The following is a 26,408-nucleotide window of genomic DNA, read 5'->3' as shown; positions in this document are numbered from 1 at the left end:
TCGTGATACCGAGTTCCTTAACAGTATCGGTAATATCTTTTAGATGGGCATTTTGTTCATCTGCTTGATTCCCTTATCCTAGCTCAACAACTAGTCATGTTTGATATTGGAGCATGGTAAATTGAATTTGACGCATCTACGTATAAAGCAAGGTGTTTGTAAATGTCATCCTCCTTTATTCAGATTGACTAACTATGTAAAAGGCCCACTCCCGTTTTTATTATTAAGGAGTAGGCTCAAATTGTACTTTTTCAAATGTCTATGTTATCCCACAACTCTAAAATAGTCTTATCATCAATCTTCCCAAGAGTAAACAACTCTCTTGCTGATTCAAACGACTGCGAAAAACTGTCTCTTTCACGAGTAAGAAAGTACCCTTCTTCATTCTGGCTAATCCAATAGCTATCATTTTTATAGGAGAACTGAAACTCTTCCCCCATTTCAAAACGTTCCACCAATTCATTGTATTCCAAAAAAGTCCCTCCTACTTCTTGTTAACTCTTTTAAATGCCCATCTTTCTTGCCATTCAAAAACATGTTCATGAGACCACTCTGAATGCTGCTTTGAATTTCCATGATTCGTGTAACCTACATCGCGTGTAGCGCAATTGTTTTAATTTTCTTAGGTGTAATGGCATCTTACTACTTTATAACGAATGTTAAGCATAGGAGACTATATGCTTTGTCGTGCTTACAATTTATGTGGTACCCCATACACAGCTCCCAGACCACAAAAAGTCCTTTAAATGAGGCTTTATTTTTCAGTCTTTAAAAAACATAAATCCTCTCTAACCCATACTAACCAAAAAGGCTAGATGAATAATCCCATCTAGCCCACTGTATTATTTAGTGTTAAGTATTGATAGTTATAGTTTATTGGGCACTGATAGCTCATCAAAAAAACCTTAGAGGCATAAAGATAATCAAAGCAGTAAAACTATTCTTGGACTATTAAGCCCTTTATTTTTTCACAAATTTTTTCGGCGTCACTTTTGTTCTTAGAATTAAATAGAAGATTATCCAAGAAATCTTCAACAAAATTCCTTACAGTAGAATCAAATATACCAATGGGGATATATTCAACTCCAATTGGATTCATGAAAGTGATCCCTTCCGAAGAGTACGTAGACTCATTATCCCATGCAATCTCTATTTCATCGTTAACTCCCTGAAGAATACATCAGGCAAAAATGAGCCTGCTCTATTTGAAAACCATGAGTGTTTAAACTCCCATTCTTGCTTTGTATCGAACCATTGATCAAATTCAGCGTCATTATCGGACTCAAACAACAAACAATTATCTATAAGTTCAAGAGAGTTTTGTCCTTCAACTGGAAGAGGAAATGCTTCATCACTCAATATATGCATATGATTTTCACTAAACCATTCAACAATATAAATTAAATTCCATTGAAAAGGTGTTACAACGTTTTCTCTCTTATACTCGAAAATATTTCTTCCTCGAACAAACAATTCAATTCTTCCCCATGATTCACCAGCTAAACTCTTTTCGTTAAAAGGATTATTTACAAATTCATATTGGATAGCAAAAGTACTTTTATCTCCAAATGTTCTCAGAATAACGCACCTCACTTATTTCTTAATAGCTTATTGTACTCCACTTTCGTAATTTTACCATCCCTTAGGAACTGCCTTAATACATCAGCAGGTACTTCTCTAGCAGGGTTCGTAACCTCACATGGATGCCAACCCATTTCACCATCTGGTTGAAATTTAACAAGCTTCCCCTCATAAATATTATATAGTTGCTTATTTTTTGAAGATGAGTAGGCTGCATCCAATAACTTTATACTATTTGACATGTACCATAACCGCTTATGACATAGTGTTGAAAAAGACCTTGACTAAATTGAGCATAAAAAAAGGGCAACCGAAGTCGCCCTAGATATTCCAATTATAAAACTTAACTTTTCAAATGCTTTAGTACACAAATCTATTTACTGTCTTCTTTCTTGATGTAAGTAGCATCATATTGAATGATTGCTTTAGTTTCATCATTAGTCTTTGAAACATCGTAGACTACTTCATCTTTATTTAAATTATCTTCATCATGGAGAGATTGCGGTTTTTTTATAAATAATCCATCTTTAGTATAGATTTTATCAGGATGATTAAGTTCTCTAATACACTATCAGGGACTATTGCTTTTGTAACGCCCTTCATTTCTTCAGAAGTATCGTCACTAGCAAAAACATTATTACTAATAACTAAATTCAATTGTATGAAATACAAAATTGGATTTTCCTTTATTTATCTGCATTTTGTATCGTAGCTCAATCGAATCGTAGGACTAAGGGAAGGAGCGGAATGGAAGTGTTATTTTCATCTATTTTCACTCTATCAAGTTGGTTCATGTCATATAAATAATAGATGAAACTCAAATCTAACCTCACGCACAGTTATTTCATCCACCGTCTTCTTCTCACCAGTTGAAGGGACAATATGCACCTGATCAATAAAATCTAGACGATCAATGGATTCGGTGAGAGAACCATTTCGAAAACTTTGCTGTCTGTCAAAAGCGACGACATCGTCGCATTTCCAAACTGCTCAAAAGCTTTTATCATTCTTTGCGCTGTTCTGGGAGTAAAATCAACTGTCTTTAACCACTCGTACCACTCATCATGAACCAAGTCATTCTCTTTTACATACTTTAATCTTCGTCCAATCTCAAACACTGACTGTCCAGCTATTTGTTTATAACTGTTTATTTCTTTATATTAGTTCAAAACAAAAAATAACCCCGGAATATTTACCGGGCCAAAGTCTCTATTCTTTTGCAGCTTTAGGGAGAGTTATGTGTATAGAAAGTGATGGTTTATCATAATTCACTTTCGCACCTATCGATTCACTAATGAACCTAAGGTTCACATATAAAACTCCATTAACTAAAGCCGGGGATTGCGTCAAATTATACTTTTTATTATTCACATAACCATCATTACTATCCTGAGTCAATTTTATTACATTGGAACCGTCCTTGCTTGAGGCCGTTACTGTTTTTTGTGCGTTATCCCATTTCACTTCCATATCATATCTTGCGAAGATATCACGAAATGGAACCATTGCCACTCCAGAATAGGAAATAAAAGTTTCATAATCAAGTTTCTTATTATTAACGTATACTTTAGGTTTGAATACCTCTTCAGCATAAATCGCTCCAGAAAAAACTGCTGCTATTAATAGAATTAAAACCATTATAAAAAGATTTCTTTTCATTAGTATTACTTCCTTTTACAGTTATAGTGACAGTGTTATTACCATCGCGTTTGATGTTAGCAAAATCAGTAAGCGGAGCACTAAAGGCACTACTTGGGACTGAGGCACCGTCTACTTTAATACTTGAATAGGTAGCTTTATTCCGTCCTCTATCATCTGTTGAAACAACCGTTGATAGAAGCTTCCATTGATCGACGCTATTAAGACCGAGACTATCATTAGTTTCCATAATAGAAATTAAGGGAGTATCTTTACTGCTACTACAGGACTGATTTGAACATGTTGCTGTACCATTAATCTTCATCCTTACTTTACCACCATCATTATACCATATATACAAATTCACATCGGAATTTGGTAAGTATGCATTTGCACCTTGTACATCTGCATAGCCTGCAATAAGTTTAGCAGGACTGCATACTTTACCTTTTTTCACGACCATAGTTGGTTTCCATCCTTTTTCAGCTAAACCTAAACCAACACTAGAATCATAGACTAGTCCCATGTCTGCTTCGTATGCACCTGAAGAGAATCCAGAATAGTTATAGGCAGCTGTCTCTTCACCAACTTGTGAATCAAGTGGAAGTCTTAACAAAGTAGATAGGTAGCTTCCATTTTTGACTATATTCTGTCTACCCCCAATACCATCCCCAATATTATAAGCTAAAGTATTGATTCTATCGTTTTGACCTTCAGTTAAGTATTTAACATCTGGCTTTTCAATAGTAAGTTCTGGAGCTTTATCGGGAGCCTCTTCATATTTGTAAACATAATCTTCGGCTATAATAGTGTAATCATAAATTGCATTATCATAAACACTTTCCGACACATTTTTATTTAAACCTAGCTTTTGGTTTCCGACTCTATCCTCTTCAATCCCTTTCTTAATATGATTTACAAGTTCATCAATTTTTGCACTAGAGATGTCATCCGGTTTATGTATTACAATTTCCCTACCATTAGTCCCCTCCAAAATTTTGTCTGCACTTTCTGCGCTTGCAATATGTCCAGCAAACGGAGAAAAAACCAAAGAAGCAGCTGCCATAATTGATAATATCATTTCCTTTTTCATTTTAACTTCCTCTAAATAGAATTTTTTTGAAAATGTTATACGAGATAATATTACCCATTTTTTCCTATTTATCAACATTAAAATCTATTTAAAACCTTATATGTTAATTTTAAAGAATAAATAGACATATACGCACTTATTATTAGTCAATTAGTCTATGTTCCTTATTTGGGTTAATATAAAAAGAGCAACCGACACATGTCAGTTGCTCACCTCTCAACAAAATACCTGTTGGTCATATACCACGCTTTCCCCTTAATCGTATCCACCATACGCTTCTTGCTATCCAAGAATACAATCTCGCCACACTCTTTACAGCCCCATTTGTTCCTCTTGTACGCTGACTCCTCAACATAAGAAGCTCCACATTTACATTCTACCTGAATTAATGTTCTATACTGACTGTATGCATCTGCTAACTGTTCACTGGCTTTACTTGCTACTGTAAATTGCTGTATCACTGCTATATGTTCTCTTTGCTCTGAGTATTCATTATGTACCTTAAAATCTGCTACCAACTCAGGGTTTAAACCAAAATATTGTTTACCCACTGTAGTCACATACTTACTTCCTACACGATATGATTCTATCCAGTCTTGTATTTGTTTAGTGGATAGTTGGATTGTTCCTTTAATACCGCTATTTAACGTGTAAGGTCATTGTGTGATGCTGGTTTTGATTCATATATGAAGCTGCTCCTTTAATCTATCTTATAATGTTCATTATACTATAAATAGAAAACAAAAAAGACGTGGTTGCCCACGCCCTTACAATTAATTAATTTTAACGAATGTGTCAAAGAATTTCTGCCGATTGGATTTATCATAGATGTATGGATCAGAAAATTTATCGTTCCAAGTCCCATCTTTTATACTCAAGCTTTCAATTTTATATCCCAGGAATTTATTCAGGCTATTTCTATCCACATCAATTGAATATGTTTTCCCATCGAATGGCAAGATCATTGAGACAGCATTTAAATCGTGAAACTGGCGTAATAACCTAGCACTTTCACCAACTAATATTTTTTGAATTGCATTTTCTGTCCCAAGGTGATTACTGTAATCTTCGTTCTTCACCAAACTATCAGGCTTATCTTCTTTATAATCTGAATAACTGCCATAGTATAAAATCAAAACATTATTGTCTTTAATTGAAACACTCTTTATAAATGGGTTTCCAGTAGCGTAAGATATATATTCTTTAAACACTGTTTCATCTGCTGGTAATGTTGATAAAGGGTCTGCTGTTACCTTAGCATCTTTGGGGATATCTTCAGTTTTAGATGTTACTTGCTTCACCTCAGTTTGAACTGGTTTAGTAGCATCAGGCTTATCTTTTTTACTGACCAAATCTACGATAAAAATAACAGCAAATAAAACAAGTAATCGAACCCACAAGTTATTGTACCACTCACGCTTATCTACCTGAGAAATTTTCACATCATTTGCCCCTTTTGAGACAGGAATTTTAAAATTTCTTCGTTAAATATAAAATCATCGTATTACTACAGGAGTCTCCAGTATCTAGTTACCTGAAGCGATAAGCTTTTCAGCCTTGCGATCCATTTTAATCACTTTACTGTTATTCCTATAATCATCCCATGAATCCAAACTCAAGTATGGCTCTGCTTCAATAATATCTTTTACCTTGCTGTGCTGTTGTTCTTTGAATAGCTCAATCATTTTAATTAAATCGTTGCGATCCAACAGCTTTACTCCATTATAACTGGCTAACTGTTCACACGAAGTTGTGTATTTGCTTGAAGTAATGACAATAGATTTCTTAGCTCTGTAAAATCGCATAGAACTATACACTTCCTGAACTGCGCTCAAACCAACAGGATTGCTTATTGCATACCGTTTAGCCTGAATGACATTACGGTAGCCCTCTCTGTCCGTAAATACCAAATCTGTTCCAAAATCTCTACTGTCTTGTGTTTTATACGCATCACCATAGCCTAAACACTGGAACAGCCTGAACAGATACATTTCAAAGTCCTTGCCATCCTCCATACGGTCTATTTCGTTAATGCCAATTTTATAAGGGTCAATATTCTGCGTTACTTTATACGGTTCCTGAACTCTAGGCTTCTTAAATAAGCGTAGCAACACCAAAGCAATCAATACAACAACGACACACACTATCACAAATATAGACAACAATGTTCCTCCTTAGCTACTTTGGCTCTTTTTCACACTATCTTATAATACAACATATAGGGATAATTTCCCATATATTTTGGATAAGTATAGTAAATTGTTAACAAAGAAACGTCTATTGCTAGGCGAATAGCTTCATATTCATGGGGGATGACTCTTCTTGACTCCTGTATACACATTCCTTCTTGTTTTGCCTTCCTCTTTGTAACCTTTGCTTCACATAGACATGCAAAGAGCCTAGACCAATTTTTTAAGCTTATATGTTGTACATTTTATTGAACGTCATTCCAGGTTTAGTGAATCACGAAGAAAAAAGAATAAAATTCCTGATTATAAGAAGTTTTCTTTTCCTTATACTTTTGACAAACTGTCATAAGCCTTGTTATGACTGGATTTAACGTAATGTTAATGTTAGACGCTGTGTACCTAGATTTTCAGGGGTTTTATCCATAGGGCTAACACCAAAGATTGAGTAATAATGATTACATCATTATTCCTTTTTCTTGATTTAAAACAATATAATTGACATAATATCAATAAACATCCTTACCAAAGATTTTTAAGATCGCTATATTTATAGACTTTTCCTACATTACTTTGAATGGCTTCATAGTACAAGAATTCTACTTTTCCAAAAACATTATTGGAGGCTAACAAATGAGTAAATTTGAAAAAAATCTAATTAAGTATTTGTCTTACGGTTTTTTTGTAGGAATATACTATTCCTTTATTAAAGGGCCAGCAACAACGAGTACTCCGATCAACGGTATGTTTGAATTTTATACGGTACCCACTTCTACTTTTATTTTCAGAACATTATCAACCTCGTTTCTACTAAGCCTCTTTGCTGGAGTGGTGTATACAATTACCTTTTTATGTATAAGAGGAAATGAGTAGATTCTTTGAATAACTCCAAAGCAAAAGAAGCTGTTCAAATCGCAACGGCTCCTTTTCTTAAGTGACGGTTCGAAGCAAATATTACGTCATTGGTAGCGCTCTTTAGCTTGCTCCAACAAAGGAGATAGTTATGAGAAAATATGGAATAGCAATCTTTATAGTAATGATATTCGCAAGCGTTTGGATGCTTAGTAGTTACACTAAAAGTGATACTCAAAACAAAGTATTCGATTATCTTGTAAAGATTCAAGGATACAAACCATCTGAAATTTATTCAGTTAAAACTCAAATAGGTAAAGCTCCCTTAGTTAGTACACAAGTTATTTTTAAGGACGAAACCAATGCAAGGTATTTTTAAAGAGCAAGATAAAATTATTCAGTATAGCCAAGCCCCATTAAAGGAATAGATGATGGGGCGTATAATTATTCTTTGAAGGATTATAACGGAAATGCATGCACAGTCACATGCTTGTCCTTCTCCAAGAGGTCACAAATGCGGTTACAAAATTCAGTCATTTATAAGATTTTAATAGTATGAATCAGTACAGATCAGTAAATTGAAAATGCTATGAAAGCTTGTCCCGCTTGACTTTACGGCTTAAACATCGAAAAATTTCACCACCTCAAATTCGGTACATCTTAGACGCACCACACATGATGTAACCACGGGAGTTGGAGATAGTCAGTAGCGTTGTTTTAGGCAGTTTGACCTCGACTCCGATAAATGTATGCTCACCCACTTGTACGGGCTCCATGTGTATCATGGTTATTACATGCACCTCCTCTTTGTTTACCCGGGATATTTTATGCGGCATTTGCGGGTAAGTGTGGACGCTCGTGGATACGTTCAAAATATCATGGTGAATAACTATAACTCGAGGGGGCCTCCTAACTTTGGGCAAAATTCAGTACAATGTTCTTTTCGTTTAGTTGTTTAAATATTTTGTAGGCGTAAGTTCATTGTTTATATTTACAACACTATAAATAAAGATAGGAGTATGCGATTCGCATACTCCACTTTTTCAGATGCCTTAATTTATTTTATGAAAATCGCAATACATTATAAATCTACAGTAATTGCACTACTTTTGTCCCCTTTTTTATATCTTTAATATTTTCCGAATCCTTTACACTAATACCAATGAGTGGAAGGTTAGCAATGGAAAAAGAAATGCTAATATCCAATACGTCCAGTTCACATTTCGTCCCATCTAACTTATCTACTTGTATTTTTGAACCTATCAAACTTTTCAAATTGGTATAATCCGGCTTATCTAATTCAATATTTGTTCCAATTAAAACGATTCCTTTATTGGGTGTTTTAACAATATCTTCTAACTTCATAATCTCCAAAAGAACATCTCCATTCTAACTAACGTTCATGTATGAACAGTATATCTTTAACTTCCCTAATTTTGATACCTTCGTTTTTTAATCTAGTAATTCCATCTCTTAAAAGCATGATTCTTTCTAATTGAGTCAAGTCAGGAGCAAATCTTGCAGCTCGGATACTTGCTTGAGCTTCGTCAAGTGCAAAGTTCCTAGTTATAACATTAAATTCATCATCCATAACTTGAAAGGATTTTCCGGCTAGTCCTGCTTCATAATGCCCGACAACTTCATGAGCTATTGTTCCATGACCAGTAATCCGGCTATTAGCTGCTAATTTACCTGTGGCATTAGAAGGAAGTACATCATTATTTATATTGAGAATCGTATCGAATAATAATCCTGTAGGAGAAGTATCATTAGGCCCCGCTACACGGATATTTTCTTCTGGCATTCCTATTTTTTTTGCATACTGAGTTAAACTTCCAATTTGTGCTTCAGTTAAAGGCACTTGATTACGCAGACCATTAGTATCTATAATTTTTCTTGTATTGTCCGCACCTTCTATTATTCGGGTAGTTCCATCTTTTAACGGAGTATATTTTACAGACCCCGATAACCCAATTTTAGGTTTAATTACTGAACTAACTCCTCCAAGTAATCCAGCAGTACCGATCATATTAGCCCAGTGTTCCTTTGACCACGCATTGGTAGGATTAAATGCTCCCTGAATCATACCCGTTACTCCAAATGTACCGAAATTGAGCATGTCATTCCACGAATCGTTTTGTTTAGCTGCCCGTTCCATATATCCTTCATACATTCCTTTCGGAATACCATACGACATATAATCTAAGAAGCTCCAAACCGAATCAAACTTTTTCTCATAACGTACTGAATTAGCGTCTACAAAATCCTGACCTAGTTCAGTTAAGCTATCTACTGATTTTTGGAACGCATTCCGTGTATCTGGAGCAGGAACAGCACATGAATTCGGTGGAGGTGGTAAACAACTTGCGTCAATGTTACCTGCTTCCATCAGATCTGCTAATCTGAATTTATCTGCATGGTGACGTAATTTCCTAGCAATAGAATCCGTCAGGGTAACAAAGTCATTCATATTCTTCTGAGAGACTTGAAATTGACTATAAAATTGTTGTTTAGTTGTACCATCCCATGACTGCTCCATAAAAGAAATTTGCTGCATCAATTGACTATTCATTTGAGTTGCCGTTTGCTGTGCTAACTCAAACTGATTGGAGACAGTCATAAGCTGCTCAGGTGTCACTTTAATTGTTGTCATAATATACCTCTGTTTGAGTTCGTTATGACATAATAACACTATTCAAATTTATGGAAAACCATCTTAATTCCTAATTGTTATGTGAAGAATTAACCTTTCTACCTATGTCTAAAGGCCTTATAGTGCGTAACGACAACCATATCCTGCAACTCAGGGATAAGCGTTAGGAGTTTTTTATAGTTATGTAGCTGCTGAGTTATTATGTTCAAATCATTGGCAATATCCTCTTGAGTTTTTGCCAAACCAAAATTATTTTGGTTTTCCTCTTATCATGGCAACCAATTTTATTTATAAAAACATACAAATAGTTCCTTTTTTATGTTACGGTTAGATGGTGATTAAAAAATATGGTAAAGGATGTGTTTTTATTGAAGTGGAAAAATACAGTAGTTATTCTTACTGGTAAATTGCCTTTTACCTATGGTAATAGCAAGGCTCAACTTGATGGTTGGGTAATCAACTTAAACCAATGAAAAAGAAAACTATTTTCATCATAATTGGAGTGGTTTTAGCAATTTTTATCGTCTTTTTCCTTTTTAACCTGTGGGCGGTCAAGAATCTGCATGTGCCTTCCCAATAATTCAATAATAAAGGAGGTAACATGAATAAGAAGAAGGCTTGGAAGATAGCTGGCTTTTCTGTCTTAGCGATTGTTTTATTTTATGTTTTTTTTGCTATTGTGGGATATTATCAATTTATCAGTAACGTAAGACCTTGACTATGCACTCTATTCTATACAATTGAATTGTTGTGAATGCTGTATCACAGCTTTCTAAAAGACAAGAGCCTTCCTGTAAAGGAGGGCTTTATTTTTGTAGACTATTTTGAGAAAAACATAAATAGGTTTCAACCATACATACTAAAAAGGCTAGACAGGACAACCCCATCTAACCTTCACTTAAATGTTATATTATTTAGTGCTTTGTCTTGTTTTCCGTTGAACCATTTAAGGAGTGCTTATTTTAACTCCTTTTCAATCCGTAATTACGTTTAAAATCCCCCAATAGTATCATTAAGTTGAATAACCTGATGACTATTTGAAACAGGTACAGTGACAATAAACAAAAAGCTAGCTGCAATAAATAGAAGAGCCATTCTTTTCAACATTATCTAACCACACCTTTTCAATGAATTTTGAATATTTCCCCTTTGTTTCGGGAATTGCATGGGTACGGAAATGCTCAAACATTCCTACACAGTTTAAATAATAAGTCTCATTATTCAGTGTATGATAACTTTCCAAAGAATAAAAAGGGTGGACATAAAACCGTTAGCATATGCAAATGGATACAGTTCAGTTAATGCAAGAGCCTATGCTTACCAATGGTGGGATGACCGTAATCCAACTTACTCTAATTACTACCTTTGTTTCACAGGCATTAAATGCTGGTGGTATGTTACAATGGAGTGGTTTATATTTAACTGGTGATGATGCTTGGTACTTTAAAGATAACTTCCTCTCTAAGCCATCCCATAGCTGGGGAAGAGCACATAACTTCTACAATCACTGGAAGTATAGAGCTAAATTAGCATCTAGTACAAACGATATGTCAATGGGAGACCCAGTAAATGCTGACTTTAATAATGATGGTGACATTGATCATACAGCTATTATAACTGAGTTTACGAATGGTCATTTTTTTTGACTCAGCATACAACAGATTTGAAAAGACGCTCCCCTATCTACTTGGTATTCAAATGGGTACAAGGTTTATGCATGGAAAATGAGTACTGCAAAAAGAAGCCCAAATGACTGAGGTGTTTTATGCGCTTGATTTGTTTAGTATTATTAATAATCCTTGCATCATGTTCAAATGTAACAGATAGTTCGACCCAGGAGGTTAGTACTGAATATGAAAATGTTCAGGAACTTAATAATTTGCCTCTTCCCAGCACTGCCATCGAAGTCGATGGAAAATCTACTAAACATTTAAAAAAATACGAAGTTTCTCAACCTTTTGAAAATTTTAATGCTGCATATCAAAAAGAACTCAAAGATGAGGGATGGGAAATAACTGAAGTCGAAAGCAACAAAGTAATATCAGTAGAAAAAAACAATATTAAGTACTTACTGATTATCACTAAAAGTTCTGACAATCAAACAACCAAGGTTACAGTTAGAAAAAATTCTTAAGACCCCACACGGGGTCTTTATTTATATTATGAATATGGAAGTCTCAAAATCCCCGTAACGCTCACCTGTGTTGGCTTAACGCTCTCCTTTGAGCTTATCTCACTTACTATTCTCACCTGCTGATATTCATAATCTTTTATGATCATTTCATAATTCATAGTTGCAGTTTTTTTCTCTAGAATAAACTTTTCCAAAACCACTGTTCCAAAGAATGCTATATCGTACGATCATTTTGTCCATATACAAATATCTTCTTTTTAATAGATTTTTTTATGGCTCAACTCAAATAACCATTTGATCTGACCTCACAGAAGTATGATGCAAAGTCACATGCTTGTCCCCCTCCAAGAGGTCACAAATGCGGTCACAAAATTCACTCATTTATAAGATTTTAATAGAATGAATCAGTACAGATCAGTAAATTGAAGATTGCTATGAAAGCTTGTCTCGCTTGACTTTACGGCTTAGACAGCGGAAAATTTTACTACCTCAAATTCGATAAACCTTAGACGCACCACACATGATGTAACCACGGGAGTTGGAGATAGTCAGCAGCGTTGTTTTAGGCAGTTTGACTTCGACTCCGATAAATGTATGCTCACCCACTTGTACGGGTTCCATGTGTATCATGGTTATTACATGCACCTCCTCTTTGTTCACCCGGGATATTTTATGCGGCATTTGCGGGTAAGTGTGGACGCTCGTGGATACGTTCAAAATATAGGAGGATTATTTATGTATAGCAAAACATGCTATATCAAAAAGACTAGACGAATCATTCCATCTAGTCCCTTTATCATTTAATGTTCTAGGTTTACACTTTATTCAAGCTTCTTTAAGACTGTGGGGATATAAGGTTGGCAAGCCAAACACCATGATTGGCTTTATAAAACTTTACTTGATTGGCTAATGCCTTTTCTGTGTCTACTTCGAGGATCACTAGTTCCCCACGTCTTTTGCCTGCTAAAATTGCAAACTCAAGGGATTCCGACAGATGTACATACTTTCTACCCATTGGCTTAATTCCTTCATTGAAAATATTATGGATTACCTTTGTGTTTGTACCATGATAGAGAATGGTTGGTGGAGTAGCCTCCTTATAATCTAACCTGTCTTTACTGTGACCATAATTAGCTCTTATGTACCCATTAACAATCTCATAACTTTGCTTTGAACAATGGTTTACTACTTGCTTGATACCCAACTCACTAACATCGGCCCATCTATTCTCTGATCTTATCCCTTGAATCAGGTCTTGAATGTCACAATAACCCTCATGGTCTAGCTCAAACCAAACTGTTCTGGTGTATGTCTCAGAATCTTACTCATAAACTTACTGAGGCTCTCTTCTTGTTTTGGTGTTAACATTGTATACTCCTTTAATAAAATATTTGTCTATCTATAATAATCTATCCGATGATTCATAGCGCCTTGTGAAGTAAAGCCCCAAACCTCCGATAAGGAAAGATGTAGCTCCAATTAAAAAACCTCTTAGACTGTATCTGTTATAAGCCTCCAATATAATAAGTTTTAGACTGACCCAAATATAAAACCAGCGGCAGTCAGGACCTGAAAATAAAGTCTTAGACTGCCGCTGGTTTATTGAACTAACGTTCTCTGTTAGCGTAACAAGTGGTGCAAAATTATTTCATGTGATAAGACTGGCTGTTTTGATAAAGTTTATTTGATACAAGATGAGGTTCTTGTCATCCGCCGTACCGATCCAGCCAGTCGCGCTGCCACGCCTCGAAGGAATTGCCACTTATACTCTGCAGCAGCTTGCCACTGGGGAGCGAGAACATGCCATCCCCGTTGATATCTACAACCGTTTCGGTGCTGCCGATCGGATTGCCGTCAGTAAGAAACACACCGAGGCGATAAATTCTCCCTGAATCGCTAGGCTTCCAATCGCCTTAAATCGTTCTACCTCTATGGTTTTGCCGAAATAATCGGCTGGATCAACGTCTTCCATCAGTCCCCATTCGACCATATCTGGCGTACGGGTCAGCACTTTCCGATGCGACTGTCGAGAATCCTCTCTATCTCTGGATATTCCTCGAATCTTCGTTCGATGAAATGTTGAATAACCGCCCCGTAAAGGGGCGGTTTTCTTATGCTTGCATAAATGCTTCTAACGGTTCCAGAGTCGCGAACGTCTTCTTCGCATCCTTCTTCCGTTGCTCATCATAGAGTTTGGTCAACTCTTCGAATGATTTAGCTTTAATCTTCGTATAACTCGATTTGGTGTATCTGTTTATGTACGTCTTTACCCCTTCCTCTTCACTCCACTCGTAAACGACATCATATTTGTCCCTCATATTCTTTAAATGAAGTGACCGGCGCAACACTGCAAAGTGTTCTTTAATGGCTTCATCACATTCCTCCATAATCTTCTCGTATGTGCAGCCAACTCGCATCAGAATCTCCAATGCCCGTTCATCGCCGTATCTCGCGAGAAATTCCTTCAACGAAACCAGCGCATATAGCATTATTTGTTCCTTGTCATTTGGATTCCTGTATTCATAACAGCCTACAACCAAATTGCGGTCGGTCATTTCCTCCTTACTGAATTGCATATTAAACAAATACTCGAGTGTCTTTTGCTTCATAACGGTTTCCAACATCTGTTCTTTATCAATCCTGATGCCCGTTGTCACCCACGGAAACGGTAGTTGGCCGTTACTTTCACGCGGTATGCTACCCCTAAGATTCAAAATCGGCATACCCGTAGCCATTGCGTACGACCTGTTATATCCGTCGCCCGCGAATATTTCCTGTTCTTCTTGCATGTGTCCTGCCCCTCCTTTTAGTACCAAGTTCCATTCGGCGCGTAGTGCCACCAGTTGTCTGCGAAGTGAATCTCCACTCGATTCCAGCGAATTGCGATCCAAATTATCCTCCGCACTTTCCAGTAATTTCTTGGTTAAGCAATAGTTCTCCGTTCGTATTATGAGCTGTGACCTACGCTTATGGGCTTTGTCACTTCCGCTCTTCCAGTCCCGCTATGTCCATTGTCAGGCAACACTTTTATTTCCATCTCTCCAGGCACTTCATGAAGTCTCCGTTACAATCGGTTAGACGAACCGAGGAATAAGACCCTATAGTAAACTATTGCATATCCATAAAACTACCACTTTTTTGTGTTGGTCTCCTATTAGTTCATCATCGCTGCTTTTCATGAACCCGCGAAGATACTTCTGGGATAAATTGTATCATATGAGAACCATAAGTCCATCTAATGGTTGCGTTATCCTGCCCGTTGGCTAATGCCGGCTGCCATTCTACAACTTTATTTTTCACGGTCTAATGCTTTGTTTTTCAGTCTAACACTTTATTTTCACAGAACAATAGTCTCATTAGACTATTTTGTTCTTCCCATAATTTTAAGAATGTATCATACTTCATAACATTCACGCACCTTCCGTATACTTTACCCATATCGCTAAGTTAGTAGCCTGATTGAAGACTCTCCTGTTTAAACCCGCCTCTTAATTCTTAGGTGCATGCAAATTATCTTCTTTATCAGATAAATTACTATGAAAAAAGCTTGCTCCCATTTTACTGTTAAAGGAGCAAGCTTATAGATATTTATCAATTGCTGTGAGTTATATTGATTTAGGATTTTTATAGCACCAGTTTGGATCATAGGGCAGAGATCTGAACTTCTGCATATCTTCCCAACTGTAGACCCAATCGTAATCAGGAATCCAAAAATAGTCAGTAGGATTTAGCTTGAGATATTCATATATAAATCGAAAAATCAGCTCTTCAACACCATAAACATCTTCAATACATCCTACTTGATACAAGGACAAGCTTGAATCTAATCCACTAATATCTTCATCATGCTCATAATTAATTTCGTAATTATCAATTCCGTCAATATAGAATATAAACTGCTGGTTATTTTCAGCACCCAGTGGGTTATAAGATATATTTAGAGTTGTTGAAAAAAACTGTTCGTTCTTATATTTTTTATCATTGTCAAAATATAATCCAGCATCTGCATGAAAGGCAGCTACGATTGCATCTCCCAGTAATTTCTCAGGTGTATATTTTTCTCGTTCTATTAAAATAAAAGCCGAACTTCCCATCACTTAACCACCTTTCTTAATTCCTCTAAGGAATTTACAACAGTTACTCCTAGCTTCTTGATATTATCTAATTTTTCTTTATTACTTTGAGATAGATTGCCCAAAGGCTTATCGATATAAAGTATAACTTTCTTCTGTTCTGGATTAAAATAAAGCTTATCAGTCGTAATTGTCATTTTCTCCAGTTGTCCTTCTTTAACTGCTTTGATTGAAGCCTTAACCTCAATTAATTCATTTTTTGTAACTACATCTAAATCACCTGCAAATTGACCATCTTTCTTTAAAATTTTTTGTCCAAAACCAGTGACTTCCCGTTCTTCTTTTAAAAAGCCAGCTACTTTTGCTTCAGTTGCCTTTCCTACATCTGAGCTATTCATAAAGTTCTCAATATCCCGGTTAATATTTTTGGGATGTTGATCAACCCATGTCAATTCATTGCCAGCAGGGTTTGTATATTTCGTCTTATTTCCTTCCTTAATTATACTCCCTATATTATTATTGTGAGTTCCCTCGATTACATGTGGAGCCTTTTCTGCCTTAGCTCCCGAAGATGGAGTAGAATTAGATGAACCTCCACCTTCTCCTTTCGCCATCTGCCACAATTCCGCTGAGCTTTTTCCTATTCCGCTTGCACCTTTAACTGCGGTTGTACCTCCATGTGCCACTAAAGCTGCTGAGCCAATCAATCCAGGTATTCCGATAATACTACCAACTCCCGTGGATGAAACAGCAACTGATAATCCTTCTCCACCTGTTCCAACGATTACCTCACCAGCTCCCTGCAATGTTGTAGCTACGTGACCAAGAATTTCACCTACTTTAGCTGCCATTGGATGATCATAGTCACGGTCTTTGTCAGGCAGCATCCCCAAGGTTAAATCTTCCTGAATAGCACCTTTCGCTCCCTGAGCAGTATCCCACAGAATTTCTCCTTGAAGCTTGCTAGCTTCCATCTGAGCTTCAGCCTTGGCGATCTCCGCTTTTCCGATCTGTTCAAAAATTTTATGTAACCAACCTTCACCACTTGATGCCGTTTTAACAGGCACACCATTCCCTGGCACATCCAGTACGACTTTTTCTCCATCTACCTGTGTGAAGTTTTTTGAAATAAAAATGAGTTCTTGTGCAACCGTAGAAAGTCGTTCAAGCGTCACGCCCATGGATTGTCTAGAGACCTGAAAATCTTGAAAAAACCTCTCTCGGGTAGCACCAGACCAACCTTGTTGGACAAAATCAATTCTTCCATTCAGTAAATTTAACATACGTTCCATTTCGTGTTTACCATGCAAGAACTGGTCAGCCACTTCCATTAGCTTATCAGGTGGAACCAATATTCTCCCCAATTGATCACGTCCATTTTAATTTAGATGGAAATAATCTTATCAGAAGGAGATGTTTAGGGATATCCACCTGTTATCCTGAAATTTCCTTTTATATTATGTGACAAATGGACTGATATAAACGGATTTACTATGTCAAAAGTATTGTATAAATGCCTTGCAAAGTAAATTATTTGACTCTTTTGAGAGCATCCAATTTTATAGAAATAATAGATTCACTAACAGATTCAAGTAATGCAACTGACTTTTTAATACAAACGAAAATATCATTGTTAAATTTTTTTGAAATATTGTGGAGGCACAAAATCGGCAAGCCAAACACCATTGTTAGCGATATAGAACTTCACATTATTATCCAGCGCTTTTACTGTATCGATTTCAAGAATGACTAATTCACCACGTCTCTTACCTGCCAATGTTGCAAATTCAAGTGTCTCAGATAGATGAACATACTTTCTCTCCATTGGTTTAATACCCTCGGTAATAATTTTATCAACTACTTTGCTATTTGTTCCGTGATAAAGGGCAGTTGGTGGAGTGGATTCTTTGTAATCTAATCTTCCTGTACTGTGCCCGTAGTTAGCTCGTATGTATCCATTTATCATGTTGTATCGCTTCTTTGGACAATTAGTTACGACTTGATCAATCCCTGCTTCTCCTATATCCAACCATCTATTCTCTGATTTAATTGCTGAAATTAAGTCTTGCACGTGGCAATAACCTTCATGGTCCAACTTAATTCCAAACTGTTCTGGTGTATGCCTAAGAATTTTACTCATAAATTTACTAAGGCTCTCTTCTTGTTTTGGTGATAACATCATATACTCCTTCTAATGTAATATTTGCTTTATCTATAGTAACCAATCTGATGATTCATAGCGTCTTGTGAAGTAAAGCACTAATCCCCCGATAAGGAAAAATGTAGCTCCAATTAAAAAACCTCTTAGACTATATCTGCTATAAGCCTCCAATAATACTGCAACTCCCAGCCCACAAGGGAAATACCCGAAAATACCTCTTATCAAAGCCATGATAAAAAACTTACGATTCATAAATTTTTCTCCTCGCTAATCGTACTTCATTATATAAAAACGAACAAATTTATTTCATCCATATCCATATATCCTCTTTGTCCCCATTTCATAGCAATCCAAAGTCTCCAACAATGACTTCCATTCTTAGCCTAAATTAAAAAGACAACAGGTGATACCTGCTGCCTTTACTCACCATTATTCAGCTTCCGTCAACATTTTTAAAATGCCAGTAAATGAGCCGTCAATCGACATAATACCTCCATTAACTTGCTTGCTAAATTGAGACTCTGTAAGTTTATCTTTTCCCGCCGTGTGATTCTTAATGAATTTTATAAGCTCTGCTTTCTGATTTGCAATATCCTTTAATGCTTGTTCGCTTTCTTTTTTATAATTTTTAACTGTTTTATTTAGTTCCACCTTAGCCACGCCGAGCTGCTTCTTTAATTTATCACAATCAGCCTTGGCTTGAGCTATTACCACTTTACTAGATTTATTTTTCACTTCGTTTTTATAACGTGCAGATGCTTGATTTAATCTTTGAGTTAGCTCACGAACCTCTGCCCCCAGAACAGCATTAAGTTTTTTTTGTGCAACTTTAATTTCTTTTACACGATCTTTGTAATCCTCAAAGTATATTTTTTCGATTTCACTTGTTGACATAGCTTTTGTAGCTTTTGCTGCTAATACTTGTGATGGAATTAAGATAGCAAACATTAATAGTAGTAGAATAGCTTTCTTCATATGTATCTCCTTCTTTGGTAGTAGTGCAATTATCATAAGGGAAATGAAGGGAATAGGCAATATGTCTTGTTATTTAAATACTACTTTCCACATTATATAATCTTCCAATGATCGAATAAGCATTTTACAGATAAAAGTCCCCTCCCGTTTTTATTGTTAAGGAGCCAGCTCAAATTGTACTTTTTCAATCTCTTTCTTCTTAAGATTTCGTATTATCCCCACACAAGGAAAGAGAATCTTCAATTGAGGATTAACTAAGTTATTCAAATCTCCAAATAATAGATCCATCAGTAGATGTTATTATGCTGGGGGGTTCGTTATGGAGGGAAATTTCAATAAAGGGGCTCTTTTTTTTGTAACCAATTATATATATATCCTTCGTCGTTAATCGGCTTAGATACTATCTTTTTGACTTCAATAACCGCAGCATCATATTCAATGAACCCATTATCATCTTCATCTAAACCATTGTTTGTTTCATAAATGGTACCCCTAGTACCAATAATCTTTAATCCATTTCCCCACTGAATAGTTAATTCTTCTTTCGGTACTGAAATAATGGCTTCTATCAAAGAATCATATCACATATATTCCTCCTTGGTTAAGGCGCTGCTGGTACATGAGCGTCATCTTTACTGTAATGAATAATTCCATTTGTTGTTTCTTTGAACATACCAGTATCTCTATAATAATATTTCCCGATAGGTTTTCGAAATCAATCCTTTCTCGTCTGGCTTTAAACATAGCACCTTTTCCAGAATAACTATCAAGTAATTCTTGTTTTTCCCATAAGAAGCGCAACTTCCCTTCTCGCCATCTGCCACAATTTCGCAAGCTTTTCCCTATACCACTCTGCGGTTGTACTTCCATGCGCCACCAAAGCTGTCGATCCAATTATCATGGCACTCAAACTATACTCCCTACTCCTGTAGATGAAACAACAACTGATCATCCTTCTCCACCTATTCCAGCTACTACCTCACCAGCCCCTGCAACTCAGGAATCAGTGTCAGGAGTTTCTTATAGTTATGTAACTGCTGTTTTGTGATGCCAAGTTCCTGAGCGATATCAGCTTGTGTTTTGGCATAGAAATTAAAATTATTTGACTCCCTATCAGCGTGCAGGTTATTTCATTTTTGATACCATAAACCTTTCTAGCTCAACAATACATTTAGCAAGTTGCTCCATACATGCTAAAAAAGGCTAGACGGATAATCCCATCTAACCTTTTTGAGAATAGTTGTATTCTCAGGGTCTACTGTGATCTTGAACTTGAGAGCATTTTATTCTCAGATTCCCCCGTGGTGACCTGTTAGTTCATTCTCTTAATGCTCAATAAGAGGAGCTACCACTGCTACTACATAAAACTGGACTGGAAGAATGGGGTCAGCTTACTCTTCATCTTCGTTAACCGCTTTAATCAGGTCCCCGTAAACTGCCTTCGTGTGAGCAGATGCATGTTCTTTAAAATGTGTAAACAACCTCATACATCTAATTGCTTGTATTCTATTATTAGCTTCAGCAGACTTTTCCAAACAGCTGAACAAAAATGTGAAGCCGTCTGAAAATCTCCCCTTACGCAAAAGATAGATTGCCAATTCCCTTGAAAAATGAGTAAAACGTTCTGAACTAATTTGTTGAGTATATACGCCTACCTGATTTTGTTCATTCAAAAAAGACTGAATTTCTGCTTCAAACAATTCAAGGATGTGATCTATATTTATATTATATCGATTAGCCACCTCAATTATATTATCTATTGCGGGGAGTATTTCATCTTTCTTTGAAGAAAAATAAGCAACATAATCAGGGATTACACTTAAGTCGCCTGACATAAGCCTATTCACATAAATATTAGCGCTTGCCCATTCTTTAAATTGATTTTTCCATTCTAGGGTCGTTTCATCTTTCTCTTCTACCCAGCTTAAGTCGGCATATCTCTGGATATGTTGGAGTGCTGTCTCATAATCTTTATTAGCATCACAAACTTCAGCACGTATTAAATGCGAAAATGCCCAGTAGACAAATGAAGGGTATAGCGGCTTCTTTGTATGTTCACTATTTTCAGAATGCTGTTGATCAATTTTGTATTGTATTTTCGCTTTATTTCCCAGAATTTTAGCAAAATAATCCAATTTAGCCCATTTTCGTAGAGAACGATATGTATTCACCAACGCTCTTAGTGCATCAAGCTGATCTATTTCATCTAATCTTTCAACGTAAGGCTCGAACTGAACCGCTGCATCATAGTTTTTCTCTTGATCGTCTCCAACACGAATCGTAAACAATCGATAATGGCAAACCGCCAATCGCTCTGAATGTTGCTGCCTTTCACTCTCGGCCACATTTTCATAAAGAAACGCCGCTGCTTCATTGTGACCATCTCTGTAAATATTCTCAGCTACTTCAAAGAGTAACGGAGGATAGATTGGATTATCCAGCAACAAAAATACAACTCGTTGCAAGTAATCGAGTCGATCAAGCTCCACACATCGGTACAAAAAAGGGCTAATTCTTCGCCAGTTGAGCGTTTCTTCTATGATACACTCTTCAATGTAACGTTCATAAAAATAGTCTGGTGGTAATTCCATCCCGGCAGTAATGCGATCCAATTGGTTAACGGATAAAATACGATTTCCAGTAACAATACTGCTAACCGTACCTACATTCAAATCAATGATGTGTCCAAACTCGGTCATGGTTAAGCTTTTCCGTATCAGATAGGTTTGAACTTCTGCTCTAATCGTAGGTGTGATCTCCATAGATAAACCACCCTTCATCATAAACTTTTCATATGATGCATAGATAAAAAACTATGTAATTGAGAAACGAGTTATTAAATTAATTTATTTGATCACTCATGATTATACCGTTTTTTAGAATAAAATCATATATATTTCAGGTATTTACTCAAGATACCTTTTTGGATAGTTTACAATGATTTCATATTAAGTGGAATATCAGAGGACAACTCAAGCAATACAAAGTTACCAGATTGAGTAGATGTGTTCAAATTCCATTATAATTTATCGGTAGATTCGTCTTAAAATTGATATGTAAAGCTGACCAACTACCGTCTACAATTTGCGTATGTATTAAGTCAAAAAATAGGCTGAGTCAGGAAGTGGAAGTGCTATGCCCATATTTGTGGAAATTGAATGGTAATTTGATTTTAACCACCTCCGGGGTATATAAAAGCAGAAATCAGCGTCCATTAAATAACTATACGGTGTAGATAGATGTGCTAGAGGAAATTGTAGAAATTAAAGAGATGTTTTGGGTGTAAATATCCCCCCCATTTTATCTAAATAATAATATATGGATATTAAAAACAAAGAAACCTAGACATATTATCTAGGCTGTAACAGTGTACGTAGTGTACACATATGAATTTAGAGTCTGTTCATTTCAGTCAGTTATGAGATTTTAATAAAATGAACCCGTACATGTCAGTAAATTGAAAACAGCTATGAAAGCTTTATTTATCCAGATATTTTTATGCAGCAATTGCAGTGCTGTGGACATCCGTGGAGCCATAAAATATTTAGGGTTTATTCATGTATAGCAAAATAATATTAAAATAAGTCACATAAAAAGAGCTAGACGGACAATCCCATCTAACTACTTGATAATAGTTGATTTTCTATGCTCTACTGTAATCATGAACTTGCGACATTTTATTCTCACATTCCTCCATGTTGCCCTGTGGGCTCATAAGTAGACCCTTTGCCTTGGTGCTGAAGAAAGGGAACCGCTACTACTACTAGTATAAAACTGGTAACTAAAAAAGATAGAATTACTTTACGTTTCATCATTATCCACCTCATTAATTAAATTTCTATATGCTGTCTTCGTCTCAGATGCTGCACATTCCTGATAGAACTCATATAGCTTTACACACTTAATTATATACGACTTATTATTGGTTAATGTAGATTTTCCCAAACAATTTAACAAAAAAGTAAATCCATCCACAAAATTATTTTTGTTAAAGTAGTAAACCGCTAATTCATGTGTGAAATGAACATAACGTTCTATAACTAATTGTTGATTGTACGTACCTACACACTCAGGTTTATCCAGCAAAACTAAAATTTCTGTTTGAAATTGATTTAGTATATTATCAACATTTAAATGATATCGATTAGCAGCTTCAAGTATGTTATCTAATCCGGAAAGTAACTCTTCTTTCCTTGAAGAAAAAAATGTTACATAATCAGCCAAAACACCAATTTCACCAGCATGAAGTTTATTTACATAAGTATTGGCTTTAGACCATTCTTTATATCTCATTTTCCATTCTGAAGTGACTTCATCAGTTTCTTTCACCCAACTTAAGTCACCATATGTGTACGTATGTTGAAGTGCCTTCTGATAATCTTTATGAGCTTCACAAACTTCAGCACGAAGTAAATGTGAGAATGCCCAATAAGCAAACAGAGGAAAACTTGGTTTCTTTGAATTTTCTTTTTTCATATGATGCCGCTGTTGTTCCAGTTTGTATTGAATTTTAGCTTTGTCTCCCAAAGCTTTAGCGAACAGTTCTACTTTGTCCCATTTACGTAACGAACGGTATGTATTCGCCAAATCTTTTAACGCTTCTAACTGATCTATCTCATCTAGTCGTTCAACATATATTTCAAATTGAACTGCCGCCTCATAATTTTTCTCTTGATTGTCTCCTTGCCTCGTATGGAACAAGCGGTACTGACACATAGCGAGGCGTTCTGAGTATTGTTTTTTCTCACTTAAAGCTACATTTTCATAAAGTATGGCTGCCGCTTGGTACATCTTTTCATGAAATAATTCTTCAGCAAGCTCAAATAAGGATTCTGAATAGCCCAACTTATCCATCAATAGATTGACCACATCATGAATGCAGTCCAGTTTGTTTAATTTCGCACAATTATGTATAAAAGGACTCATTCGACGCCAATTCGGATTAGCCTCTGTTAAATACTCAGACACATACCGTTCGTAGTAATAACCAACGGGATGCCCCATCGCTTGTGTAATTCGGTTTAGCTGATCCACTGAAAGTGTGCGGTTCCCATTAATAATACTGCTCATGGTGCCCGGATTCATTTCTGCCTCTCTAGCTAAATCACTTAGTATTAAATCATTATCTTTCATATGTTTTGTTATCTCTGTGAGTATCGTGGTTGTTGTGTTGTACAAAGTAACCACCCCTTATCAGGAACTTAGTAGGATATCAACTTATTAAAAAAGGACTATTGCAATCCAATGATTGTATAGCCTTTCCGCAATTTATTGTACCATCTTTTGGCACAATATCATATACCTTTCAGAACCTTACTTAAGATACCTTTGATGGGCTTGCAAAGAATTTAAGCTCTATAAATCCTGAGACATACGAATCATATCTCTACACTGTATGCCATTCTCATAAATTTCTTCTAGATAGTTGTGTCTGACAAAGAAATCTAGATCTACACCAACAATTCTGAACCCACATTTTTGGTAGAGAGCTAACTGCCCAATGCTAGAGTTTCCTGTACCCATTTCCATCGTTTTATAACCTTGTGCCCTGGCTGTTTCAATTGCATGTGTTACTAATTGTCTGCCTATTCCTTTACCATGCATATCTTCTGATACTGCTATATTCACTAACTCAACTGTTTCAGGTCTTGTAGGTAAAAGGACATAGACTCCGACAATATGCTGGTCAATTTCTGCTACATAACACTGCCCTCTTTTCAAATATTCCTCAACAAGTTGGTGCGAAGGATCAGCTAGTAACAAAAGCTCTATTGGATAATTTTCATTTGAATTAAGTAGTCTAATATTCATATATTCTCTCCTGAATGTATTGTGGTCCCCGGACTTCCCTCTTTCGTAGGCTCATTCCAGAAATCCGGGGGTGGTGGCGATGAGATGAAGCCTTAACTCAGATTGATCTCAATTCATACAAACCATTGTGAAGCGAAAGACTGGCAGAGTGTGGACCTTCAAACAAGACACTGATGCTGAACACGGTCGGAAGCCTATCATCAGGAAACCAAGGCCGTTGCTTGTCTATGATAATAAAGGAACCTTCCACATCCCCTAGCGGTGCGAATTTCTGTCCAGCCCCTCCCCATGAATTAAGTTGGAATGTTTCGGTAATTATTCTAGATACCTCTGGAACATCATCGACCGGAAGACCAATCTCGCTTATACGAAGTATAGAGTTGGGTCCGAAAGCTTCAGCGACTGCATTATCGAGTGTATGATGGGCAATGAATTCAACAAGGTTATGATCTGGATCATAGAAATAAAGCGCTGTTGCATTCCAGTTTTCGAAAAAAAACTCATCATCTTCTTGGGGTCTTGAAATCAATGAAATCCCACGGTCGATGGCCCACTGTTTTGCCTCTATGAATTTATTTGTTGGAATCGTAAAGGCAATATGGTAAAACTCATTTTCCATGTGGGAGGATTCCTGAAAAGCAACAACCGATTCCCCTACTTGAAACGACAACCGCGAAGGACCTTCCTCCGCAATCTGCAAACCCAAGAGAGAGCCGTAAAAAGCTTTCATTGCTTCGAAACTGTGGGTGCCTAAGAGCACTTCTATTAATTTCAATGCATTGATCCTCCCCATAAATAATATTGAAGCCCATTAGTCCGTCGTATCCAGATCAGCATTTTATCTCAGACTGTATGAGGTCATTACATTGGTTATTAATTATCCTTTAAATCGCTTAGAAGTTTCGTGTTCACATCTAACGCCGTAAATTGAAGTAGTATATCCTGTTCATCCAGAGCTTTACTTTTTGCCAATTCGAGATAAAGCTTGGGCTGGTCACGAAATGCTCTTGCACTTCCAATCGAGTATGCCTTCTTGAGATATTTATGAGCTAATACAGGGTTGCTCTGATGAAGAAGTGTTTCCGCCATCTGAATATAAGGTTGAGCATGTATAATCCGGTGCCCTGTACCTTCCAAATCTAAAATCTCCTCATTTAAAAGCTCTACTGATCGCTGAGTATGCCCGTTATAATTGAGAATTTGAACGTATTGATGCAAGGTTACACCTGTACATAGAGATGCCTACCCCTT

General features: G+C 36.4%; 27 protein-coding genes and 3 pseudogenes. 3 read left to right on the top strand and 27 right to left on the bottom strand.

Going from position 1 to position 26,408, the window contains the following annotated elements:
* Positions 1 to 251 precede the first annotated feature (251 nt).
* The 8 genes and pseudogenes from ACWGXJ_RS08350 to ACWGXJ_RS08315 all read right to left on the bottom strand — a co-directional run bounded on the left by ACWGXJ_RS08350 (position 252) and on the right by ACWGXJ_RS08315 (position 6,474).
* The gene (locus ACWGXJ_RS08350; protein ID WP_440722899.1) at positions 252 to 473 is read right to left on the bottom strand and encodes a hypothetical protein; all 222 of its coding nucleotides are present in this window, start codon (positions 471 to 473) and stop codon (positions 252 to 254) included.
* A 676-nt stretch (positions 474 to 1,149) separates the two neighbouring features.
* Complete coding sequence (locus ACWGXJ_RS08345) at positions 1,150 to 1,473, bottom strand: hypothetical protein (protein WP_452566554.1); 324 nt, start codon at positions 1,471 to 1,473, stop codon at positions 1,150 to 1,152.
* A 1,010-nt stretch (positions 1,474 to 2,483) separates the two neighbouring features.
* Positions 2,484 to 2,699, bottom strand: a complete 216-nt coding sequence (locus tag ACWGXJ_RS08340; RefSeq protein ID WP_452566553.1) for a DUF3102 domain-containing protein — start codon at positions 2,697 to 2,699, stop codon at positions 2,484 to 2,486.
* 91 nt (positions 2,700 to 2,790) lie between these two features.
* Positions 2,791 to 3,240, bottom strand: coding sequence for a copper amine oxidase N-terminal domain-containing protein (locus ACWGXJ_RS08335; RefSeq protein ID WP_452566552.1), 450 nt, complete (start codon positions 3,238 to 3,240; stop codon positions 2,791 to 2,793).
* On the bottom strand, positions 3,167 to 4,312 hold the full coding sequence (locus ACWGXJ_RS08330) for a YrpD family protein (protein ID WP_452566551.1): 1,146 nt from the start codon (positions 4,310 to 4,312) through the stop codon (positions 3,167 to 3,169). The genes ACWGXJ_RS08335 and ACWGXJ_RS08330 overlap by 74 nt, the downstream gene beginning before the upstream one ends.
* A gap of 209 nt (positions 4,313 to 4,521) precedes the next feature.
* Positions 4,522 to 4,996, bottom strand: a pseudogene (locus tag ACWGXJ_RS08325) (hypothetical protein).
* A gap of 89 nt (positions 4,997 to 5,085) precedes the next feature.
* Positions 5,086 to 5,754, bottom strand: a complete 669-nt coding sequence (locus ACWGXJ_RS08320) for a hypothetical protein (RefSeq protein ID WP_322176118.1) — start codon at positions 5,752 to 5,754, stop codon at positions 5,086 to 5,088.
* An 84-nt stretch (positions 5,755 to 5,838) separates the two neighbouring features.
* Entirely contained in the window at positions 5,839 to 6,474 is a 636-nt protein-coding gene (locus ACWGXJ_RS08315) for a restriction endonuclease (protein WP_452566550.1), read from the bottom strand.
* 1,027 nt (positions 6,475 to 7,501) lie between these two features.
* Here ACWGXJ_RS08315 and ACWGXJ_RS08310 point away from each other — a divergent pair.
* Entirely contained in the window at positions 7,502 to 7,729 is a 228-nt protein-coding gene (locus tag ACWGXJ_RS08310; RefSeq protein WP_322158468.1) for a DUF3139 domain-containing protein, read from the top strand.
* A 286-nt stretch (positions 7,730 to 8,015) separates the two neighbouring features.
* Here the strand turns inward: ACWGXJ_RS08310 and ACWGXJ_RS08305 are convergent.
* The 3 genes and pseudogenes from ACWGXJ_RS08305 to ACWGXJ_RS08295 all read right to left on the bottom strand — a co-directional run.
* A pseudogene (locus ACWGXJ_RS08305) lies at positions 8,016 to 8,135 on the bottom strand (DUF1805 domain-containing protein); the annotation flags it as partial.
* A gap of 304 nt (positions 8,136 to 8,439) precedes the next feature.
* A complete protein-coding gene (locus ACWGXJ_RS08300) occupies positions 8,440 to 8,715 on the bottom strand; it encodes a hypothetical protein (RefSeq protein WP_452567885.1) in 276 nt (91 codons plus the stop codon).
* Between the two features lie 28 nt (positions 8,716 to 8,743).
* Positions 8,744 to 10,003, bottom strand: a complete 1,260-nt coding sequence (locus tag ACWGXJ_RS08295; protein WP_452566549.1) for a WXG100 family type VII secretion target — start codon at positions 10,001 to 10,003, stop codon at positions 8,744 to 8,746.
* A 1,301-nt stretch (positions 10,004 to 11,304) separates the two neighbouring features.
* Here ACWGXJ_RS08295 and ACWGXJ_RS08290 point away from each other — a divergent pair.
* Positions 11,305 to 11,649: an amidase domain-containing protein gene (locus ACWGXJ_RS08290; RefSeq protein WP_452566548.1), complete on the top strand. Its 345-nt coding sequence runs from the start codon at positions 11,305 to 11,307 to the stop codon at positions 11,647 to 11,649.
* 125 nt (positions 11,650 to 11,774) lie between these two features.
* The gene (locus tag ACWGXJ_RS08285) at positions 11,775 to 12,137 is read left to right on the top strand and encodes a hypothetical protein (RefSeq protein ID WP_452566547.1); all 363 of its coding nucleotides are present in this window, start codon (positions 11,775 to 11,777) and stop codon (positions 12,135 to 12,137) included.
* Between the two features lie 489 nt (positions 12,138 to 12,626).
* Here ACWGXJ_RS08285 and ACWGXJ_RS08280 read toward each other — a convergent pair whose 3' ends face one another.
* The 16 genes and pseudogenes from ACWGXJ_RS08280 to ACWGXJ_RS08205 all read right to left on the bottom strand — a co-directional run bounded on the left by ACWGXJ_RS08280 (position 12,627) and on the right by ACWGXJ_RS08205 (position 26,294).
* Positions 12,627 to 12,767: a hypothetical protein gene (locus ACWGXJ_RS08280; RefSeq protein ID WP_250261883.1), complete on the bottom strand. Its 141-nt coding sequence runs from the start codon at positions 12,765 to 12,767 to the stop codon at positions 12,627 to 12,629.
* A gap of 191 nt (positions 12,768 to 12,958) precedes the next feature.
* Positions 12,959 to 13,505 (bottom strand): annotated as a pseudogene (locus ACWGXJ_RS08275) (RNA 2'-phosphotransferase).
* 451 nt (positions 13,506 to 13,956) lie between these two features.
* Positions 13,957 to 14,148, bottom strand: a complete 192-nt coding sequence (locus tag ACWGXJ_RS08270; protein ID WP_155729773.1) for a hypothetical protein — start codon at positions 14,146 to 14,148, stop codon at positions 13,957 to 13,959.
* A 100-nt stretch (positions 14,149 to 14,248) separates the two neighbouring features.
* Positions 14,249 to 15,028 (bottom strand): hypothetical protein, encoded by a 780-nt coding sequence (locus ACWGXJ_RS08265; RefSeq protein ID WP_452566546.1) that lies wholly within the window; start codon positions 15,026 to 15,028, stop codon positions 14,249 to 14,251.
* A gap of 714 nt (positions 15,029 to 15,742) precedes the next feature.
* On the bottom strand, positions 15,743 to 16,231 hold the full coding sequence (locus ACWGXJ_RS08260) for a hypothetical protein (RefSeq protein WP_250267935.1): 489 nt from the start codon (positions 16,229 to 16,231) through the stop codon (positions 15,743 to 15,745).
* Complete coding sequence (locus ACWGXJ_RS08255; protein WP_452566545.1) at positions 16,231 to 17,574, bottom strand: WXG100 family type VII secretion target; 1,344 nt, start codon at positions 17,572 to 17,574, stop codon at positions 16,231 to 16,233. The genes ACWGXJ_RS08260 and ACWGXJ_RS08255 overlap by 1 nt, the downstream gene beginning before the upstream one ends.
* Before the next feature lie 269 nt (positions 17,575 to 17,843).
* The gene (locus ACWGXJ_RS08250) at positions 17,844 to 18,389 is read right to left on the bottom strand and encodes an RNA 2'-phosphotransferase (protein ID WP_452567884.1); all 546 of its coding nucleotides are present in this window, start codon (positions 18,387 to 18,389) and stop codon (positions 17,844 to 17,846) included.
* Positions 18,390 to 18,422: 33 nt separating this feature from the next.
* The gene (locus tag ACWGXJ_RS08245; protein ID WP_028542918.1) at positions 18,423 to 18,623 is read right to left on the bottom strand and encodes a hypothetical protein; all 201 of its coding nucleotides are present in this window, start codon (positions 18,621 to 18,623) and stop codon (positions 18,423 to 18,425) included.
* 177 nt (positions 18,624 to 18,800) lie between these two features.
* Positions 18,801 to 19,346, bottom strand: a complete 546-nt coding sequence (locus ACWGXJ_RS08240; protein WP_452566544.1) for a hypothetical protein — start codon at positions 19,344 to 19,346, stop codon at positions 18,801 to 18,803.
* Positions 19,347 to 19,678: 332 nt separating this feature from the next.
* The gene (locus ACWGXJ_RS08235; RefSeq protein WP_452566543.1) at positions 19,679 to 19,918 is read right to left on the bottom strand and encodes a hypothetical protein; all 240 of its coding nucleotides are present in this window, start codon (positions 19,916 to 19,918) and stop codon (positions 19,679 to 19,681) included.
* 4 nt (positions 19,919 to 19,922) lie between these two features.
* Positions 19,923 to 20,216: a hypothetical protein gene (locus tag ACWGXJ_RS08230; RefSeq protein ID WP_452566542.1), complete on the bottom strand. Its 294-nt coding sequence runs from the start codon at positions 20,214 to 20,216 to the stop codon at positions 19,923 to 19,925.
* A 521-nt stretch (positions 20,217 to 20,737) separates the two neighbouring features.
* Positions 20,738 to 22,108: a transcriptional regulator gene (locus ACWGXJ_RS08225; RefSeq protein WP_452566541.1), complete on the bottom strand. Its 1,371-nt coding sequence runs from the start codon at positions 22,106 to 22,108 to the stop codon at positions 20,738 to 20,740.
* Positions 22,109 to 23,147: 1,039 nt separating this feature from the next.
* Positions 23,148 to 24,479 (bottom strand): transcriptional regulator, encoded by a 1,332-nt coding sequence (locus ACWGXJ_RS08220; RefSeq protein ID WP_452567883.1) that lies wholly within the window; start codon positions 24,477 to 24,479, stop codon positions 23,148 to 23,150.
* A gap of 222 nt (positions 24,480 to 24,701) precedes the next feature.
* Positions 24,702 to 25,157 (bottom strand): N-acetyltransferase family protein, encoded by a 456-nt coding sequence (locus ACWGXJ_RS08215; RefSeq protein ID WP_452566540.1) that lies wholly within the window; start codon positions 25,155 to 25,157, stop codon positions 24,702 to 24,704.
* A 97-nt stretch (positions 25,158 to 25,254) separates the two neighbouring features.
* Entirely contained in the window at positions 25,255 to 25,932 is a 678-nt protein-coding gene (locus tag ACWGXJ_RS08210; RefSeq protein WP_452566539.1) for a VOC family protein, read from the bottom strand.
* 98 nt (positions 25,933 to 26,030) lie between these two features.
* Positions 26,031 to 26,294, bottom strand: a complete 264-nt coding sequence (locus ACWGXJ_RS08205) for a hypothetical protein (RefSeq protein WP_452566538.1) — start codon at positions 26,292 to 26,294, stop codon at positions 26,031 to 26,033.
* Positions 26,295 to 26,408 lie beyond the last annotated feature (114 nt).

The sequence above is a fragment of the Paenibacillus sp. S33 genome (genome assembly GCF_053615415.1).
The sequence above is the reverse complement of the archived record's forward strand: the minus strand, read 5'-3'. Positions and strand labels throughout refer to the sequence as shown.